This is a genomic window from Allocatenococcus thiocycli (assembly GCF_921292965.1).
Classification (GTDB): Bacteria; Pseudomonadota; Gammaproteobacteria; order Enterobacterales; family Vibrionaceae; genus Vibrio; species Vibrio natriegens.
This window is the reverse complement of sequence record NZ_CAKLCK010000002.1, coordinates 110,052-127,533: the sequence shown is the minus strand read 5'-3', so window position 1 is coordinate 127,533 and position 17,482 is coordinate 110,052. Positions and strand designations below refer to the sequence as shown.

The 17,482-nt window shown below is 46.3% G+C and carries 15 protein-coding genes; 14 read left to right on the top strand and 1 reads right to left on the bottom strand.

Features of this window, described 5'->3' with window-relative positions:
- Positions 1-123 precede the first annotated feature (123 nt).
- The 13 genes from rlmD (at position 124) to rpoS (ending at position 14,230) form a co-directional block, all read left to right on the top strand.
- Positions 124-1,443, top strand: a complete 1,320-nt coding sequence (rlmD, locus tag L9Q40_RS02375) for a 23S rRNA (uracil(1939)-C(5))-methyltransferase RlmD (RefSeq protein WP_498791817.1) — start codon at positions 124-126, stop codon at positions 1,441-1,443.
- 120 nt (positions 1,444-1,563) lie between these two features.
- Complete coding sequence (relA, locus tag L9Q40_RS02370; protein ID WP_014232988.1) at positions 1,564-3,783, top strand: GTP diphosphokinase; 2,220 nt, start codon at positions 1,564-1,566, stop codon at positions 3,781-3,783.
- 222 nt (positions 3,784-4,005) lie between these two features.
- Positions 4,006-4,797 carry a nucleoside triphosphate pyrophosphohydrolase gene (mazG, locus tag L9Q40_RS02365; protein WP_498791816.1) on the top strand — a complete coding sequence of 264 codons (792 nt, stop codon included), beginning with the start codon at positions 4,006-4,008 and terminating at the stop codon, positions 4,795-4,797.
- A gap of 214 nt (positions 4,798-5,011) precedes the next feature.
- On the top strand, positions 5,012-6,652 hold the full coding sequence (gene pyrG / locus L9Q40_RS02360) for a CTP synthase (protein WP_020333971.1): 1,641 nt from the start codon (positions 5,012-5,014) through the stop codon (positions 6,650-6,652).
- 81 nt (positions 6,653-6,733) lie between these two features.
- Entirely contained in the window at positions 6,734-8,035 is a 1,302-nt protein-coding gene (gene eno / locus L9Q40_RS02355; protein WP_014232985.1) for a phosphopyruvate hydratase, read from the top strand.
- A gap of 219 nt (positions 8,036-8,254) precedes the next feature.
- The gene (gene ftsB, locus L9Q40_RS02350; protein ID WP_014232984.1) at positions 8,255-8,536 is read left to right on the top strand and encodes a cell division protein FtsB; all 282 of its coding nucleotides are present in this window, start codon (positions 8,255-8,257) and stop codon (positions 8,534-8,536) included.
- A gap of 1 nt (position 8,537) precedes the next feature.
- Positions 8,538-9,245: a 2-C-methyl-D-erythritol 4-phosphate cytidylyltransferase gene (gene ispD / locus L9Q40_RS02345; RefSeq protein WP_498791815.1), complete on the top strand. Its 708-nt coding sequence runs from the start codon at positions 8,538-8,540 to the stop codon at positions 9,243-9,245.
- A gap of 13 nt (positions 9,246-9,258) precedes the next feature.
- Positions 9,259-9,738 (top strand): 2-C-methyl-D-erythritol 2,4-cyclodiphosphate synthase, encoded by a 480-nt coding sequence (ispF, locus tag L9Q40_RS02340; RefSeq protein WP_239948343.1) that lies wholly within the window; start codon positions 9,259-9,261, stop codon positions 9,736-9,738.
- A gap of 42 nt (positions 9,739-9,780) precedes the next feature.
- Positions 9,781-10,824, top strand: coding sequence for a tRNA pseudouridine(13) synthase TruD (truD, locus tag L9Q40_RS02335; RefSeq protein WP_014232981.1), 1,044 nt, complete (start codon positions 9,781-9,783; stop codon positions 10,822-10,824).
- Between the two features lie 29 nt (positions 10,825-10,853).
- Positions 10,854-11,600 (top strand): 5'/3'-nucleotidase SurE, encoded by a 747-nt coding sequence (surE, locus tag L9Q40_RS02330; RefSeq protein ID WP_024372917.1) that lies wholly within the window; start codon positions 10,854-10,856, stop codon positions 11,598-11,600.
- Positions 11,600-12,226, top strand: a complete 627-nt coding sequence (locus L9Q40_RS02325) for a protein-L-isoaspartate(D-aspartate) O-methyltransferase (RefSeq protein ID WP_014232979.1) — start codon at positions 11,600-11,602, stop codon at positions 12,224-12,226. Before surE ends, L9Q40_RS02325 begins: the two co-directional genes overlap by 1 nt.
- Before the next feature lie 13 nt (positions 12,227-12,239).
- On the top strand, positions 12,240-13,163 hold the full coding sequence (locus tag L9Q40_RS02320; protein ID WP_498791814.1) for a peptidoglycan DD-metalloendopeptidase family protein: 924 nt from the start codon (positions 12,240-12,242) through the stop codon (positions 13,161-13,163).
- A gap of 80 nt (positions 13,164-13,243) precedes the next feature.
- Entirely contained in the window at positions 13,244-14,230 is a 987-nt protein-coding gene (gene rpoS, locus L9Q40_RS02315) for an RNA polymerase sigma factor RpoS (RefSeq protein WP_024372915.1), read from the top strand.
- 74 nt (positions 14,231-14,304) lie between these two features.
- On the opposite strand, the gene mutS is transcribed toward rpoS, so the two are convergent.
- Entirely contained in the window at positions 14,305-16,866 is a 2,562-nt protein-coding gene (gene mutS / locus L9Q40_RS02310; RefSeq protein ID WP_498791813.1) for a DNA mismatch repair protein MutS, read from the bottom strand.
- Between the two features lie 84 nt (positions 16,867-16,950).
- Here mutS and pncC point away from each other — a divergent pair, with 84 nt between their 5' ends.
- On the top strand, positions 16,951-17,442 hold the full coding sequence (pncC, locus tag L9Q40_RS02305; RefSeq protein WP_498791812.1) for a nicotinamide-nucleotide amidase: 492 nt from the start codon (positions 16,951-16,953) through the stop codon (positions 17,440-17,442).
- The last annotated feature ends 40 nt before the right edge of the window (positions 17,443-17,482 follow it).

Genomic DNA, 17,482 nt, shown 5'->3' with positions numbered 1-17,482 from the left:
TTGAGTAAAGAAGTGACGTCACCGAATAAACGGTAAGCATAATCAAGTCACTCGAATCACACAACGGCTGCAATCAAGAATAGTGAAGCCGTAGGGCAATTAGACACAAATCAGGCACAGAGCATGGCACGCATCTTTCAACCGAAAAAGAAAACCCAACTCAACACTCGTCACCAGCAGGTGCACGTTGAACGTTTGGATCATCATGGCGCGGGTATCGCTTACCTAAAGAAAAAGCCGCTATTTATTGATGGAGCGCTGCCAGGTGAGGAAGTGGTGACACAGCTGGTGGAAGAGAAAAGTAAGTTTGCCCGCGGTAAGCTGATCAAAATTTTGCAGCCAAGTGACACTCGTGCTGAACCATTCTGTCCGCATTACCATGAGTGTGGTGGCTGTGATTTACAGCACTTGGAATATGACCAACAATTGACGCACAAACAGCAGACACTGCGTCAGCTAATGCGAAAATTTGCAGGCAGTGATATCGAACTTGATGCGCCAGTGTTAGGCGAGCAGCTAGGCTATCGACGTCGAGCACGCGTGAGCTTGTTTGTGGACAAAAAAACGCGCCAACTGCACTTTGGTTTTCGCAAAAAACAAAGTAAACAGATTGCTCAGGTGACCGATTGTCCAGTGTTGGCTCCACAGCTGAACGTTTTGCTTCCGGAAATTTACGCAGAGCTAAAACAATTTAAAAAGCCCGATCAACTTGGTCATGTTGAGCTGGTCTTAGGCGATAACGGACCTTGTATTACGCTGCGCCACATGAGTAATCTGACTGAACCGGAAGTTGAGGCTTTGGTTAGGCTTGCTGAGCGTCATAACGCCACGCTGTACCTGATGCCGCAAACTGATCAGCTTGATTTAATTTCAGGCGAGATACCGTTTTATCAGGAAAATGGTGTGAAGGTACCTTTCACGCCAAATAACTTTATTCAGGTCAACCAAGCGGTAAACCAAAAAATGGTGGCTCAGGCCATCCAGTGGTTAGACCCGCAAGACAGCGATCGAGTGTTAGATTTGTTCTGTGGGCTGGGTAACTTTAGCTTGCCAATCGCTAAGTTGGCGAAACACGTTGTGGGTATAGAGGGGGTCGCTGAAATGGTAGAAAAAGCGACAAATAATGCATCCTTGAACCAAATCAACAACGCACAATTTTATCACGCTAACCTAGAGCAGGACTTTGACGGTCAGGTTTGGGCGGCAGAGAAGTTTGATAAAGTACTGCTTGATCCAGCGCGTGCCGGAGCGAGCGGGATCATCGATCAAGTTTCCGCTCTTGGGGCTCAGCGCGTGGTTTATGTTTCTTGTAATCCTGCTACCCTTGCAAGGGACAGTCAGAGCTTAATTGAACAAGGCTACAAATTAACCAAACTAGGTATGCTCGACATGTTCCCGCATACCAGCCATTTAGAATCCATGGCCTTGTTTGAAAAGTCCTAGCAATAGGGCGTTGGCCCTTTACTTGTGGTGGGGTCAAAAAGTCAGCACTCTATGCTGGCGAAAGAACTAATCTGGACGGTGTTAGTCAAACCACACGAATATAATAATTAGGACGATGAGATGGTTGCGGTAAGAAGCGCGCATTTAAATCAAAACGAACAGTTTGAACTCGAGCATTGGGTGGCTAGCCTGGGGCAAGAGAAAAACACAGCATCCCGCTTAATTGAAGTGTACAGAGATTGCCAAAATATTTTGGCAGATCACGAGCAAGCGGAATTATTGCTGTGGCGTGGACGAGAAATGATCGAGATTCTGATCACCTTGTCTATGGATAAAGCTACCTTAGTGGCAGCACAACTGTTCCCATTGGTTTCAAGTGGTGCTTTCAAGAGAGAACTGCTGGAAGAAAAATACAGTAAAGAAATCATAAAGCTGATAGATGGCGTTGAAGAGATGGCCGCCATCGGTCAACTTAATGTCACCATGGAAGGGGGCGCTGCGTCCTCTCAGGTAGATAACGTGCGTCGCATGCTGCTTGCCATGGTGGATGATTTCCGCTGCGTTGTTATCAAGCTGGCAGAACGCATCTGTAACCTGATTGAAGTTAAGAAAGCGCCTGACGAAGTCCGTCGTGCTGCGGCAAAAGAGTGTGCCAACATTTATGCGCCATTAGCGAACCGTCTTGGTATCGGTCAGCTCAAGTGGGAAATCGAAGATTACGCATTCCGCTACCAGCAGCCAGAAACCTACAAACAAATCGCGAAGCAGTTATCTGAGCGTCGTATTGTTCGTGAGCAGTACATCAAAGACTTTGTTGAAGACCTCACAGAAGAGATGAAAGCTTGTGGCATTAATGCCGAAGTGAGTGGTCGACCAAAGCACATTTACAGTATCTGGCGAAAAATGCAGAAGAAGAGTCTGGCATTTGATGAGTTATTTGACGTCAGAGCGGTGCGCATTATCGCCGATAAACTGCAAGATTGTTATGCCGCGTTAGGTGTTGTGCACACCAAATATAAGCACTTACCAAGTGAGTTTGATGACTACGTCGCGAACCCGAAACCAAACGGGTATCAGTCCATCCATACCGTGATTCTTGGCCCTGAAGGGAAGACCATCGAGATCCAGATCCGAACCAAGCAGATGCATGAGGAATCGGAGCTCGGTGTTGCCGCGCACTGGAAGTACAAAGAAGGCGCGAGCGCACGTAGCGGGTACGATGAAAAAATCACCTGGCTGCGTAAACTTCTGGATTGGCAAGAAGAGATGTCCGATTCTGGTGAAATGCTGGACGAGCTACGAAGTCAGGTCTTCGATGATCGCGTCTATGCCTTTACGCCTCGTGGTGATGTTGTCGACTTACCTATGGGCGCGACACCATTGGACTTCGCTTATCATATTCACTCCGAAGTGGGGCACCGCTGTATTGGCGCTAAAGTTGGAGGCCGAATCGTACCATTCACGCATAAATTGCATATGGGCGATCAGGTAGAGATCATCACCTCGAAAGAGCCAAACCCATCACGTGACTGGCTAAATCCTTCACTAGGTTTCGTTCATTCAGGTCGAGCTCGCGCCAAGATCAATGCTTGGTTCCGCAAGCAAAGTCGCGAGAAGAACCTAGAGGCAGGTCGTGAAATCCTAGAGCACGAGCTGGTGAAAATTGGCGCGACCATGAAAGATGCAGAGCGTTACGCGCTGAAGCGATTCAACGTCAATACGCCAGATGAGCTTTACGTCGGTGTGGGAAGTGGTGACTTACGTATCAACCAGATCATCAACCACATCAATGCATTGGTCAACAAGCCGACCGCGGAAGAAGAAGACCAACAAGCCCTAGAAAAGCTGCAAGAAGCCGAGCACAAAGCGCCAGCACAAAGCCGACCGAAGAAAGATGCGGTGGTAGTGGAAGGGGTTGATAACCTGATGACGCACCTTGCGCGTTGTTGTCAGCCAATCCCGGGTGATGATATCTGTGGCTACATTACGCAAGGTCGTGGCATTTCCGTACACCGTAGCGACTGTGAACAGCTCGAAGAGCTAAGACATCACGCTCCAGAACGTATTATTGATACCGTCTGGGGCAGTGGTTTTGTCGGTTCGTACATTCTCACCGTTCGAGTTGAGGCGATGGAGCGTGGTGGTTTGCTGAAAGACATCACCACTCTATTTGCGAATGAGAAAATCAAAGTCACCAGCATGAAGAGCCGTGTCGATTACCGTCGTCAGCTAGCCATCATGGACTTTGATCTCGAAGTGACCAATATCGAGGCGTTGTCGCGTGTTTCTAAACGTGTTGAGCAGATTAGAGATGTAATGTCCGTAAAACGTCTCGGCTAAAACTCTCGTCATAGTTGTCGCTGTAGCGTTGTTGACGGCACGCACTCGCGCCATCACATGGTGAACCATGCTCAGGCGTCTCGTTTGTTTGTCGCCTAGCTACAACGTCAACTATTTAGAGAGTTAACAATAAAATCATATAGAGGTGAGTGGTTATGCTGCTCGCCTTTTTGTTTATAGGAAGAGTTTGTTTAAGGGACTCTTTGTATTGAGGAAAAACATATGAGTCATCCAATTGAGCAGTTAGAGCAGATCATGGCGCAGTTGCGTGATCCGGAGGGAGGGTGTCCTTGGGACCTGAAGCAGAGCTTTGACACCATTGTTCCGCACACTATAGAAGAAACCTATGAAGTTGTGGATGCGATTCAAAATCGAGACTGGCCAAATTTAAAAGAAGAGCTGGGTGATTTGCTGTTTCAGGTGATTTTTTACAGCCAATTGGCAAAAGAGCAGGATCTGTTTGATTTTTCAGACGTGGTCGAAACCGTAAATGAAAAATTAACTCGTCGTCATCCTCATGTGTTTTCCGATGTGGAGTTTGAATCCGATGCTGATATCAATGCCAATTGGGAAGCAGAAAAAGCGAAAGAAAAAGCACAAGTAGGCAAACAAGAAGAAAGTATTCTAGACTCAATACCAAACTCTTTGCCTGCACTTTCTCGTGCTACAAAGATTCAGAAAAAATGCGCGAAATATGGATTTGATTGGGACTCGCTTGGGCCTGTTGTGGAAAAGGTTCAGGAAGAAATCGATGAGGTAATGGAAGAAGCGATTCAAGTTGACCCAGACGATGAGAAAGTAGAACTCGAACTGGGCGATTTGCTTTTTGCTACGGTTAACCTGGCTCGTCATCTTGGTAAAGATCCAGAAGTGGCATTAAGTAAGGCGAATTTAAAGTTTGCGCGACGCTTTAAGCAGGTAGAAGTGAAGGTGGCTCAATCGGGCAGGGGATTAAAAGATTGCTCTTTGACTGAGCTTGATAAATTCTGGGATGAAGTCAAAAAAGAAGAATAGAGTGGGTGTCAATCGACAGGAAGCGGTTTTGAGACAAGTTTGACTCAGAAGATAAATATGCACCCGTCTTCTCTTTGCTCACTTTGATTTGAAGCAAAAAATAAAAAATAGCAGTGTGATAGATTTCACGTTGTGGCGGTAAGGAGCTTCTGGTATATTTATCTCCCGTCCAGAAGCACTCCATTTCCCTCATTCAACCAATTTCAGGTTAAACATGACGACAAATTACATTTTTGTTACTGGCGGGGTTGTATCCTCTCTAGGTAAAGGTATTGCAGCAGCATCTCTTGCGGCTATTCTAGAAGCTCGTGGTCTTAAAGTGACTATGATGAAGCTTGACCCTTACATCAACGTTGATCCAGGCACAATGAGCCCGACTCAACACGGTGAAGTGTTCGTCACGGAAGATGGCGCAGAGACTGACCTTGACCTTGGTCACTACGAGCGTTTCATCCGCACCAAGATGACCAAGCGTAACAACTTCACTGCAGGTCGTGTTTATGCCGACGTACTTCGTAAAGAACGTCGTGGTGACTACCTAGGCGCAACAATTCAGGTTATCCCTCATATCACTAACGCAATTAAAGATCGCGTGATCGCTGGCTCTGAAGGTCACGATGTGGCTATCGTTGAAGTTGGCGGTACTGTTGGTGATATCGAATCACTGCCTTTCATGGAAGCGATCCGTCAGCTAGCGATCGAAGTTGGCCGTGAAAACGCAATGTTCATGCACCTGACGCTTGTTCCTTACCTAGCCGCAGCGGGTGAAGTGAAAACTAAGCCGACTCAGCACTCTGTAAAAGAGCTGCTATCTATCGGTATCCAGCCAGATATTCTAGTTTGTCGTAGCGATCGCATGATCCCAGCGAACGAACGTAAGAAGATTGCTCTATTCTGTAATGTTCCAGAAAAAGCAGTTATCTCAATGAAGGATGTGGATTCAATCTACAAGATCCCTCAACTAATTAAAGCTCAAGGTTTAGATGACCTTGTATGCTCACGCTTTGGTATTACAGCTCCAGAAGCTGACCTGTCTGAGTGGGAACAGGTTATTTACGAAGAAGCAAACCCAACTGGTGAAGTGACCATTGGTATGGTAGGTAAATACATCGAACTACCAGATGCTTACAAATCTGTAAACGAAGCGCTTAAACACGCAGGCTTGAAGAACCGTCTAAACGTGACAATCAAGTACGTTGACTCTCAAGATATTGAAACCCGTGGTGTTGAGCTTTTAGAAGGGCTTGACGCAATCCTAGTTCCTGGTGGTTTCGGCGATCGTGGCGTTGAAGGAAAAATCCGTGCAGCTCAATACGCACGTGAGAACAAGGTTCCTTACCTAGGCATTTGTCTTGGTATGCAAGTTGCCCTAATCGAATACGCGCGTAACGTTGCGGGTATGGAAGGTGCACATTCAACAGAATTTAACAAAGAAACGAAGTACCCTGTGGTAGGTTTGATCACAGAATGGGTAGACGAATCAGGTAACGTTGAAGAGCGTACTGAAAAGTCTGACCTAGGCGGTACTATGCGTCTTGGTTCACAGCTTTGTCACCTACAGAAAGGAACAAAAGCTTACGAACTATACGGTAGCGCGACGATCCATGAGCGTCACCGCCACCGTTACGAAGTGAACAACGTGCTTCGTCCGCAAATCGAGAAAGCTGGCCTGAAAGTGTCTGGCCTGTCTGCGGACAAGAAGCTGGTGGAAATGATTGAGAACCCAGAGCACCCATGGTTTGTTGCTGCTCAATTCCACCCAGAATTCACATCGACGCCTCGCGATGGTCACCCATTGTTTGCAGGTTTCGTTAAGGCCGCGGGTCAATTCTCACGCGGCGAGTTCGAGAAGTAAGTAAGGGATACGGGCGGCGGCGAAGGTTGTGCTGCCGCCCTTTAAAATTGACATTTATATTTGAAACGAGAGGAAACATTAATGTCTAAGATCGTTAAAGTTCTAGGTCGTGAAATCATCGACTCACGTGGTAATCCAACAGTAGAAGCTGAAGTTCACCTAGAAGGCGGTTTCGTAGGTATGGCAGCAGCTCCATCTGGTGCATCTACTGGTTCTCGCGAAGCTCTTGAGCTACGTGACGGTGACAAAGCACGTTTCCTAGGTAAAGGTGTTCTTAAAGCTGTTGAAGCTGTAAACGGCGCAATCGCTGAAGCTCTAGTTGGCAAAGATGCTAAAGATCAAGCTGCAATCGACGCAGTAATGATCGAACTAGATGGTACTGAAAACAAATCTAAATTCGGTGCTAACGCTATCCTAGCTGTTTCTCTAGCAAACGCTAAAGCTGCAGCAGCAGCTAAAGGCATGCCTCTATACGAGCACATTGCTGAGCTAAACGGCACTCCTGGTCAATTCTCAATGCCTCTACCAATGATGAACATCATCAACGGTGGTGAGCACGCAGACAACAACGTTGACATCCAAGAGTTCATGATCCAACCAGTTGGCGCTAAAACTCTTAAAGAAGGTCTACGTATCGGTGCAGAAGTATTCCACAACCTAGCTAAAGTTCTTAAGTCTAAAGGCTACAGCACTGCAGTTGGTGACGAAGGTGGTTTCGCTCCTAACCTTAAGTCTAACGCTGAAGCTCTAGAAGTTATCGCAGAAGCTGTTGCAGCTGCTGGTTACGAACTAGGTAAAGACGTTACTCTAGCTATGGACTGTGCAGCATCTGAGTTCTTCGACAAAGAAGCTGGCATCTACAACATGAAAGGCGAAGGTAAAACTTTCACTTCTGAAGAGTTCAACCACTACCTAGCTGAGCTAGCGAACCAATTCCCAATCGTTTCTATCGAAGATGGTCTAGACGAGTCTGATTGGACTGGCTTCAAGCACCAAACTGAACTACTAGGTGACAAGCTTCAACTAGTAGGTGACGACCTATTCGTTACTAACACTAAGATCCTTGCTGAAGGTATCGAGAAAGGCGTAGCTAACTCTATCCTTATCAAGTTCAACCAAATCGGTTCTCTAACTGAGACTCTAGCTGCAATCAAGATGGCTAAAGACGCAGGTTACACAGCAGTAATCTCTCACCGTTCTGGCGAAACTGAAGATGCAACTATCGCTGACCTAGCGGTAGGTACAGCTGCAGGTCAAATCAAAACTGGTTCTATGAGCCGTTCTGACCGTGTTGCTAAGTACAACCAACTTATCCGTATCGAGGAAGCTCTAGGTGAGCGCGCTCCTTTCAACGGTCTTAAAGAAGTTAAAGGCCAAGCTTAATTATTAGCTTAACTTTATAGTTCTTTTAAATACCTCGCTTAGGCGGGGTATTTTTTTGCCTGAAGAATCTTTATGTGAATACGGTTCCAAAAGCTTTTCTTTACACTCTTTCATGTGAGGAGTCTGTGAGTCTTCCTTTATGCCCTAGAGGCAATCCCGCATTTATGCTATATATATCATCTTATCTAATTCCTTCCGGTACAGAATGTTAGCAACGATATGCGAATCTTTGTTATAGCCCTTACGTTACTGTTTGGCTTACTTCAATACACTCTATGGTTCGGTAAGAACGGGGTGTCTGATTACTATGCAGTAGAAGATGAAATCGAAGTACAGCAACAAGTAAACAGCAAGCTACAAGCTCGCAATAATGAAATGTTTGCTGAAATTGATGACCTAAGACAAGGTATTGATGCCATTGAGGAAAGAGCACGCCATGAGCTTGGCTTAGTCCGAGATGGTGAAACTTTCTACCGAATTGTTGGTGAGGAAAACCAGTAAGATGTTGGATACTGTCCCATCTCATATCGCTATTGTACCTGCAGCTGGTGTCGGTAGCAGAATGAAAGCCGATCGCCCCAAACAGTATTTGTTGATTGATGGAAAGACGGTGTTAGAGCATACGGTCGAGAAGCTTCTCTCCCATTCTAAAATCGCTAAAGTGGTGGTGGCGGTTACCGCAGGTGATCCTTATTACCCTGAGTTATCTATCGCAAATCATCCCGACGTGATACGTGTGGATGGAGGTAAAGAAAGAGCCGATTCTGTACTTTCAGGGCTAAACTATGTGAGTACGCAACTCGCCAGTGAGTGGGTGTTGGTTCACGACGCAGCAAGACCGTGCGTAACGTTAACAGATATAGACCGTTTGATTGATGTTTGTATTGATCATCCTACTGGCGGCATTCTTGCTTCACCAGTGAGAGATACGATGAAACGTGCTAATTCAGTACAAAACATTGATCATACTGTCGACAGAGAAGCATTGTGGCATGCATTAACCCCACAAATGTTTAAAACTCAGCCCTTAAAAAATGCTCTGAGCGACGCTTTACAACAAGGCATCGCCATTACTGATGAAGCCTCCGCTTTGGAGTGGAAGGGCGAAGCGCCCGCTTTAGTTCAGGGCAATGCGAGCAATATAAAAATTACTCAACCAGAAGATCTCGCATTAGCTGAGTTTTATTTAAGCCGTGAGCGCGGCGAATAAGTAAGGATAGAAAATGATTCGAATTGGTCACGGTTTTGATGTACACAAATTTGGTGGTGAAGGCCCAGTTATTATTGGCGGAGTCGCTGTTCCTTATGAACAAGGGCTTATCGCACATTCAGATGGCGATGTGGCCTTACATGCGTTGAGCGATGCGTTGCTTGGTGCAATCGCGGCTGGTGATATTGGCCGTCACTTTCCAGATACTGATGACAAGTGGAAAGGTGCTGATAGCCGTGAGTTACTGAAAGATGTCTACCGCAGAGTAAAAGAACAAGGTTATCGATTAGGTAATGCAGACATTACCATCATGGCACAAGCGCCTAAAATGGCACCGCACATAGAAGCAATGTGCGCGGTCATTGCTCAAGATCTTGAAACTGATATCAGTAACATAAACGTTAAGGCAACCACGACAGAACGCCTAGGTTTTACAGGACGTAAAGAAGGCATCGCTACAGAAGCTGTTGTTCTTTTGTTTAAGCAACAATAGTCAACTTGTTCCCTAATGCTGCAAGAGCAGTGGAATTAAATCATGTCAGACATTTTATCTTCATTGGCATACCTAACGGGTAAGCCTGTCGCGTCAGCAAAAATCAAAGCGCAACCAGAACATTTTCAGGTTAGCGAAGATCTCGGCTTTGCCTTTACTGGCGAAGGGGAGCATTTGATGGTGCGTATTCGTAAAACGGGTGAAAACACCAGCTTCGTTGCTAACGAGTTAGCTAAAGCGTGTGGTGTTAAATCTAAGGATGTGAGCTGGGCTGGCTTAAAAGACCGCCATGCGGTGACAGAACAATGGTTGAGCGTTCATTTACCAAAAGGTGACACACCGGACTTTTCCGCGTTTTTAGCTCAGTACCCTAATATCGAAATTCTGGCAACGGATCGTCACAACAAAAAGTTACGTCCGGGTGATTTGGTTGGAAACGGATTTGTCGTCACTTTGTCTGAAGTGACAGACATCGCGGACGTAGAGCGTCGTCTTGAAAAAATAAAACAAGTTGGCGTGCCGAACTACTTTGGTGCTCAGCGCTTTGGCAATGATGGGAATAATCTGGAAGAAGCCCGTCGTTGGGGGCGTGAAAACGTACGTACTCGAAATCAAAATAAGCGCAGTATGTACCTGTCAGCCGCGCGATCTTGGATTTTTAACCGCATCGTTTCTGCGCGTTTAGAGCAGGGCATGTTCGACAAGTTTGTCGAGGGTGATGTTGCACAAACCTCCGCAGGTAACGTGACGGTTGATGCGAGCAATATAGCGGCGATGCAAGCTCAGTTTATCGACGGAGACGCGGCTATTACTGCTGCACTTGCTGGTGATAATGCATTACCGACCCAAGCCGATGCTTTGGCATTAGAGCAACCGTTCCTAGATGAAGAGCCTGACTTGATGGCGCTTATCCGTGGTAATCGCATGCGTCATGATCGCCGTAATGTTGCACTAAAGCCGCAAGATCTTGCTTGGAGCGTTGAAGGTAACAATATTACGCTGACTTTCTCATTAGATGCTGGCTCGTTCGCTACATCCATTGTTCGTGAGTTAGTCAACGAGGTAAAAGTAGAAAGAGAATACTAATGGAACAAGATTCACCAAACGCTAAGTCACTGCGAATTCTGATTAGCAATGACGACGGTGTTTATGCTCAGGGAATTCATGCGCTTGCAGATGAATTAAGAGACATTGCCGAAGTGACAATTGTTGCGCCAGACCGAAACCGTTCTGGTGCTTCAAACTCGCTGACCTTAGAGCAGCCGCTTCGAGTGACACAGATTGCACCAAACACATATTCTGTTCAGGGAACACCGACGGATTGTGTTCATTTTGCTTTAAATGAGTTAATGAAAGATGACCTGCCAGACCTTGTTCTGACTGGTATCAATCATGGGGCAAATTTAGGTGATGACGTCCTGTATTCCGGGACTGTCGCTGCCGCAATGGAAGGGCACTTTCTCGGTGTTCAGTCTGTTGCATTTTCATTGGTTGGAAAGCGCCATTTTGAGTCTGCGGCAAAAATTGCTCGTAAGCTCGTACAACAACATCTCGCTATGCCAATTCCAACCAACCGCTTGTTGAACGTTAATGTCCCTGATCTTCCTTTGGAACAACTGGGCCAAATTGAAGTCACCCGCTTAGGTGCACGTCATCACGCAGAGAACATGATAAAGCAGAAAGATCCACGAGGGCATGATATTTACTGGTTAGGTCCTCCAGGAAAAGAGCAAGATGCCGGTGAGGGGACTGACTTTTATGCGATTGAGCGCGGTCGGGTTTCTATTACCCCGTTGCAAGTTGATCTTACGGCTCATGAATCACTGCGTGCTATGGATAGTTGGTTGAAGGAAGAGAAGTAATGAGTAACCCACATGCTGACCGGTTGATTGAATATCTCGTCGCCAGTGGCATTAAAGATCAACGTGTTCTGGATGCGATACATCACCTGCCGAGAGAACGGTTTGTTTCTCAAGCAATGATGCACCAAGCCTATGACAACAATGCGTTACCGATTGGTCAGGGGCAAACTATTTCTCAGCCTTACATTGTTGCACGTATGACGGAGTTATTAGAACTTGAGCCTTCAAGTAACGTTTTGGAAATTGGCACTGGCTCTGGTTATCAAACTGCGGTTTTAGCGCAACTTGTTGAGCGTGTGTACTCCGTTGAACGCATTAAGTCTTTACAGTGGGAAGCCAAGCGTCGCCTCAAGCAACTTGATATCTACAATATCTCTACTAAACATGGAGATGGGTGGCTTGGTTGGGAAACGAAAGGTCCATTTGATGCCATTATTGTCACCGCAGCAGCAGAAGTCATTCCCCAAGCACTTCTGGCGCAGTTGAAAGACGGTGGTAGGATGGTTATTCCTGTAGGTGAAACGGAACAACAACTATTGAAGATTGAACGTAAAGGCGATGAATACCTTTCCACCGTGGTGGAGATGGTGCGGTTTGTTCCTTTAGTGGCGGGTGATTTAGCGTAAGGGTTAAAGATAGGTGAGTAAGTTATTACGTCGAACTAGTATTAGCTTTATGTTAGCTGCAGGACTTCTCGGTTGTGCGGCTCACTCACCAGCGCCTGTTTCTAGCTTAAAAAAAGATTACTCAAATGTTGAGCGAGGCAGCTATAGAGGGAGTTACTATGAAGTAAAGAAAGGAGACACACTTTATTTCATAGCATACGTCACAGATAAGGATGTAAATGACCTCGTTCGTTACAATGAGCTTGCTCAACCTTACACTATCTATCCAGGTCAGCGTCTAAAACTTTGGGCTCCGAAATATATTGCTCCGAAATTCGGGCAAAAAGTGGAACCCGTTGTGGCACCTATAGTTGCGAAGACTCCGGCTCCAGTGACTAAAATATCAACGGTATCCAAGCCTGTTGATTCAAGTAAAAGCTCTACCCCAAAAGTGCAGCCAACTACCCTTAAAGCGGTGCAAAAACAGCCTCCAAAGAAGGTTGAACAATCCAAAACAAAGGAGTATGTTGGTTCAAAAGATAACCAAAATGTGAAGAAAAATCCGTCTACAACGACTACTAAAAATGCGAACGTATCGAAGTGGTTGTGGCCAACAAAAGGGAGAGTAATCAAGAACTTCTCGGCGGGAGAACAAGGAAATAAAGGTATTGATATCGCAGGACAGCGTGGTCAGCCTATCGTTTCAACCGCAGCCGGCACTGTTGTTTATTCAGGCAATGCACTACGAGGTTATGGCAACCTAATTATAGTGAAGCATAATGACAATTATCTAAGCGCATATGCCCATAATGACAAGCTGCTGGTATCCGAAGGACAAAGTGTTAACAGTGGACAAAAAATCGCAACCATGGGTAGTTCTGGTTCGAAATCCGTCAAACTGCACTTTGAAATTCGCTACCAAGGTAAATCAGTGAATCCAAAACGCTATTTACCGTAAAACTTTGAAAAACAACTTGCGAAACCATTTAGCGACATATTGAGTTGTCATGTCTTGCTAACTCGCCAGGGGGAGGCGTTATGAGTATCAGCAACACAGTAACCAAAGTTGAAGAGTTTGATTTTGACGATGAGTCAGTGAAGACCGTTGCGAGTCAACTCGGAAAATCATCATCCACAGAAAGCAAAACGGCTGCGCGTGAAGAATTCGATGCAAGCAGCAAGAGCTTAGATGCAACCCAATTGTATCTAGGTGAAATTGGCTTCTCACCTCTACTCACTGCTGAAGAAGAAGTGCTTTATGCTCGACGCGCATTACGTGGCGACGAAGCTGCTCGTAAGCGCATGATCGAAAGTAACTTACGCTTAGTTGTAAAGATCTCTCGTCGTTACAGCAACCGCGGCTTAGCCCTTCTGGACCTTATTGAAGAAGGTAACCTTGGCTTGATCCGAGCAGTTGAGAAATTCGACCCAGAACGCGGTTTCCGTTTCTCTACTTACGCGACATGGTGGATTCGACAAACGATCGAACGTGCGTTGATGAACCAAACTCGTACTATTCGCCTACCGATTCACGTTGTTAAAGAGCTGAACATTTACTTGCGTACTGCGCGTGAACTTTCTCAGAAGCTCGATCATGAACCAACAGCCGAAGAGATTGCAGCGCAACTTGATATTCCTGTTGAAGATGTCAGCAAAATGCTTCGCTTAAATGAGCGTATTAGTTCTGTCGACACGCCAATTGGTGGTGATGGTGAAAAAGCACTACTTGATATCATTCCAGATGGTAACAACTCTGACCCTGAAGTTTCGACACAAGATGACGACATCAAGTCTTCTCTAATCCATTGGCTTGAAGAGTTGAACCCGAAACAGAAAGAAGTGTTGGCTCGTCGTTTTGGCTTATTAGGTTATGAACCTTCAACGCTGGAAGAAGTAGGGCGTGAAATTGGACTCACTCGTGAACGCGTTCGCCAGATCCAAGTGGAAGGTTTACGTCGTCTACGCGAAGTATTGATTAAACAAGGCCTGAATATGGAGAACTTGTTTAACGTCGAAGATGACTAATCGACATACATAAAGAGAAAAGGCTATGGTGAACCATAGCCTTTTTGCGTTTTAAGCAGGGTATCCAATTACAGCTAAAGCATTTTTTTCAAACGATACAGTTCTTCAAGTGCCTGGCGAGGCGTCATTTCATCGGGATCGATGTTTGATAAAGCTTGCTCCACTTCACTTGGCTCCGGAATAAGGCTGAGCTGATTCGCCACATCGACCGCTCCCGGGCGAGGGGAGTCGTTACCATGACTTAACTGTTCAAGTTGAGATAACTTCGCGCGCGCATTTTTGATCACTGTTTTTGGGACACCAGCCAAGCCTGCAACTGCAAGACCGTATGATTTGCTTGCAGCACCTTCTTGAACTGCGTGCATAAACGCAATGCTGTCTCCATGCTCGACCGCGTCTAAGTGGACGTTGGCCAGATTTGGCAACTGACTTGGTAGTTCAGTCAGCTCAAAATAATGGGTGGCGAACAGTGTCATCGCGCCGATTTGTGTTGCCAGCCATTCTGCGCTTGCCCATGCTAAAGACAGACCATCATAAGTACTGGTGCCTCGACCAATTTCATCCATCAGTACTAAGCTGTTTTTCGTTGCGTTGTGCAGAATATTCGCCGTTTCCGTCATTTCCACCATAAATGTTGATCGCCCGGAGGCTAAGTCATCAGAAGCACCAATACGAGTGAAAATACGATCTAACGATCCAATCTGAGCTGATTCAGCTGGAACGTACGAACCGATGTGAGCCATCAGTGCGATCAATGCAGTTTGGCGCATATATGTCGATTTACCACCCATGTTCGGACCTGTAATGATCAACATTTTACGCTGTGGGTTGAGCTCTATTGGGTTGGCGATAAATGGGTCACTGGTGACTTGCTCTACAACAGGGTGGCGACCCGATTGGATTTGGATACCTGGTTCTTTGACTAATGTCGGACGGCAGTAATCGAGTGAATCAGCACGTTCTGCCAGGTTTTGTAGTACATCCAATTGAGAAACCGCAGAGGCCAAATTCTGTAACTGTTCTAGGTTCGGCATCAACAGATCAAACAGCCCTTCCCAAAGCTGCTTTTCTAACGCGAGTGCTTTTGACTTAGAGTTAAGCACTTTGTCTTCGTGTTCTTTCAGCTCAGGAATGATGTAGCGTTCTGCGTTTTTAAGAGTTTGGCGACGCACATAGTGTGGCGGTACCAAATGGCTTTGACCACGGCTAACCTGAATGTAGAAGCCATGCACATTGTTGTAACCAACTTTAAGCGTATCAATGCCATGACGCTCACGTTCGTCCGATTCGAGTTTTTCTAAGTATTCTGTTGCGCCATCAGCGAGTTTACGCCACTCATCCAGCTCTTCATTATATCCCTCTGCGATAACGCCACCGTCGCGAATCACAACAGGAGGGTTTTCTTTGATTGCACGTTCGAGTAATTCGCACACGTCATCGATTGGTGCTGCAAACTGAGCCAGCTTCACGAGGTATGGATGAGTCAGTGAGGCATTAATGGCTTCTAGCTCTGGCAATTGCTGCATAGCGTGACGCAGACGAGCCATGTCACGAGGGCGGGCAGATCGTAACGCCAGACGGGCTAAAATTCGCTCAATATCACCAATCTGCTTTAAAGTGGGCTGAAGATCGGCAAATAGGCTTTGGTCTTTAATTTCGCCGATGGCATCAAGGCGATTGTTTAATGTATCGATGCAGCGCATTGGTTGATGGAGCCAACGCTTGAGCATGCGGCTACCCATTGGGGTTGCACAGTGATCGAGAACTGCGGCCAACGTATTGTCTGTCGAGCCTGCAAGGTTTTGAGTAATTTCGAGGTTACGACGCGTTGCTGCATCCAGAATGACAGAGTGATCCTGACGATCAAAAGTCAAAGAACGAATGTGCGGTAGCGCAGTACGCTGGGTGTCTTTTACATACTGGATCAAACAACCTGCGGCACATAAGCCAAGTGCTGCGTGTTCTACACCAAAGCCAATCAAGTCTTTGGTACCGAATTGCTGATTCAGTTGTTGTTTCGCGGTATCTAATTCAAATTCCCATACCGGACGACGACGATTACCGTTGCGACTCGACATCAAATGGACGGGCTCAAAATCTTCAGGAAACAGTAACTCACGTGGTGCGGTGCGTTGCAGTTCAGCCGCCATTGCCTCTTCGGTTTCAGGTTCCGTTAATTGAAAACGGCCTGAAGTGACATCCAGCGTCGCGTAACCAAACTTACCGTTGTGGTGATAAATCGCCGCAATCAAGTTATCGAGGCGCTCAGAAAGAAGAGCTTCGTCAGTGACGGTACCCGGAGTAACAATGCGCACGACTTTACGCTCAACAGGGCCTTTACTGGTCGCGGGATCACCGATCTGCTCACAGATTGCGACAGACTCACCAAGCTGAACAAGTTTAGCCAAATAGCCTTCTACGGCATGAAATGGCACACCCGCCATAGGAATAGGCTCTCCTGCAGATGCACCACGTTTGGTCAATGAGATATCAAGCAGTTGAGAGGCTCGCTTAGCATCATCATAGAAGAGCTCGTAGAAATCGCCCATGCGGTAAAACAGCAAAATATCAGGGTTCTCAGCCTTTAGCTTGAGGTATTGCTGCATCATCGGAGTGTGTTTTTGTTCAGCTTTCACAGGTAAGTTCTTTTGTTTATTTCCGGAGCGGCTTAGGATACGTGAATCCCTATCAAGTAAAAAGAGACAAAGGGCATTTTGGCTATGGAAAGAACAACAAAATTAAGCGCAGATTTAGGTGTGTTACTTGAGCAGCACGGACATGTGATGACGACCGCGGAATCTTGCACCGGAGGTGGTGTTGCTGCCGCCATTACAGACATTGCTGGCAGTTCAGGCTGGCTGGATCGTGCATTTGTGACTTACAGCAATGAAGCGAAAATGGAGATGCTCGGTGTTAAGCAAAAGACACTGGAAATGCACGGAGCCGTCAGTGAGCCCGTTGTGATTGAAATGGTTCAAGGAGCGCTTGAGCATTCGAATGCAACGATAGGCGTCTCGATCAGTGGTATTGCCGGACCAGGTGGTGGCAGCGAAGAAAAGCCCGTTGGGACTGTATGTTTTGCATTCGCAGATAATCAACAATGGCTTTTGGTTGAAACCATGCATTTTGACGGTGATCGTGCAGCAGTTCGTGAACAAGCCGTGTTTCATGCACTGACTCGAATCTATCAGCATTTGAATGAGAAAATTTAAAAGTACGTTAGCCCAGACGTGATAAGCTCTGTGGCAAAGT

Excerpts from the sequence above, each read along its gene's own strand:
- rlmD (WP_498791817.1), top strand. The coding sequence starts at position 124 with ATGGCACGCATCTTTCAACCGAAAAAGAAAACCCAACTCAACACTCGT.
- relA (WP_014232988.1), top strand. The coding sequence starts at position 1,564 with ATGGTTGCGGTAAGAAGCGCGCATTTAAATCAAAACGAACAGTTTGAA.
- mazG (WP_498791816.1), top strand. The coding sequence starts at position 4,006 with ATGAGTCATCCAATTGAGCAGTTAGAGCAGATCATGGCGCAGTTGCGT.
- pyrG (WP_020333971.1), top strand. The coding sequence starts at position 5,012 with ATGACGACAAATTACATTTTTGTTACTGGCGGGGTTGTATCCTCTCTA.
- eno (WP_014232985.1), top strand. The coding sequence starts at position 6,734 with ATGTCTAAGATCGTTAAAGTTCTAGGTCGTGAAATCATCGACTCACGT.
- ftsB (WP_014232984.1), top strand. The coding sequence starts at position 8,255 with ATGCGAATCTTTGTTATAGCCCTTACGTTACTGTTTGGCTTACTTCAA.
- ispD (WP_498791815.1), top strand. The coding sequence starts at position 8,538 with ATGTTGGATACTGTCCCATCTCATATCGCTATTGTACCTGCAGCTGGT.
- ispF (WP_239948343.1), top strand. The coding sequence starts at position 9,259 with ATGATTCGAATTGGTCACGGTTTTGATGTACACAAATTTGGTGGTGAA.
- truD (WP_014232981.1), top strand. The coding sequence starts at position 9,781 with ATGTCAGACATTTTATCTTCATTGGCATACCTAACGGGTAAGCCTGTC.
- L9Q40_RS02325 (WP_014232979.1), top strand. The coding sequence starts at position 11,600 with ATGAGTAACCCACATGCTGACCGGTTGATTGAATATCTCGTCGCCAGT.
- rpoS (WP_024372915.1), top strand. The coding sequence starts at position 13,244 with ATGAGTATCAGCAACACAGTAACCAAAGTTGAAGAGTTTGATTTTGAC.
- pncC (WP_498791812.1), top strand. The coding sequence starts at position 16,951 with ATGGAAAGAACAACAAAATTAAGCGCAGATTTAGGTGTGTTACTTGAG.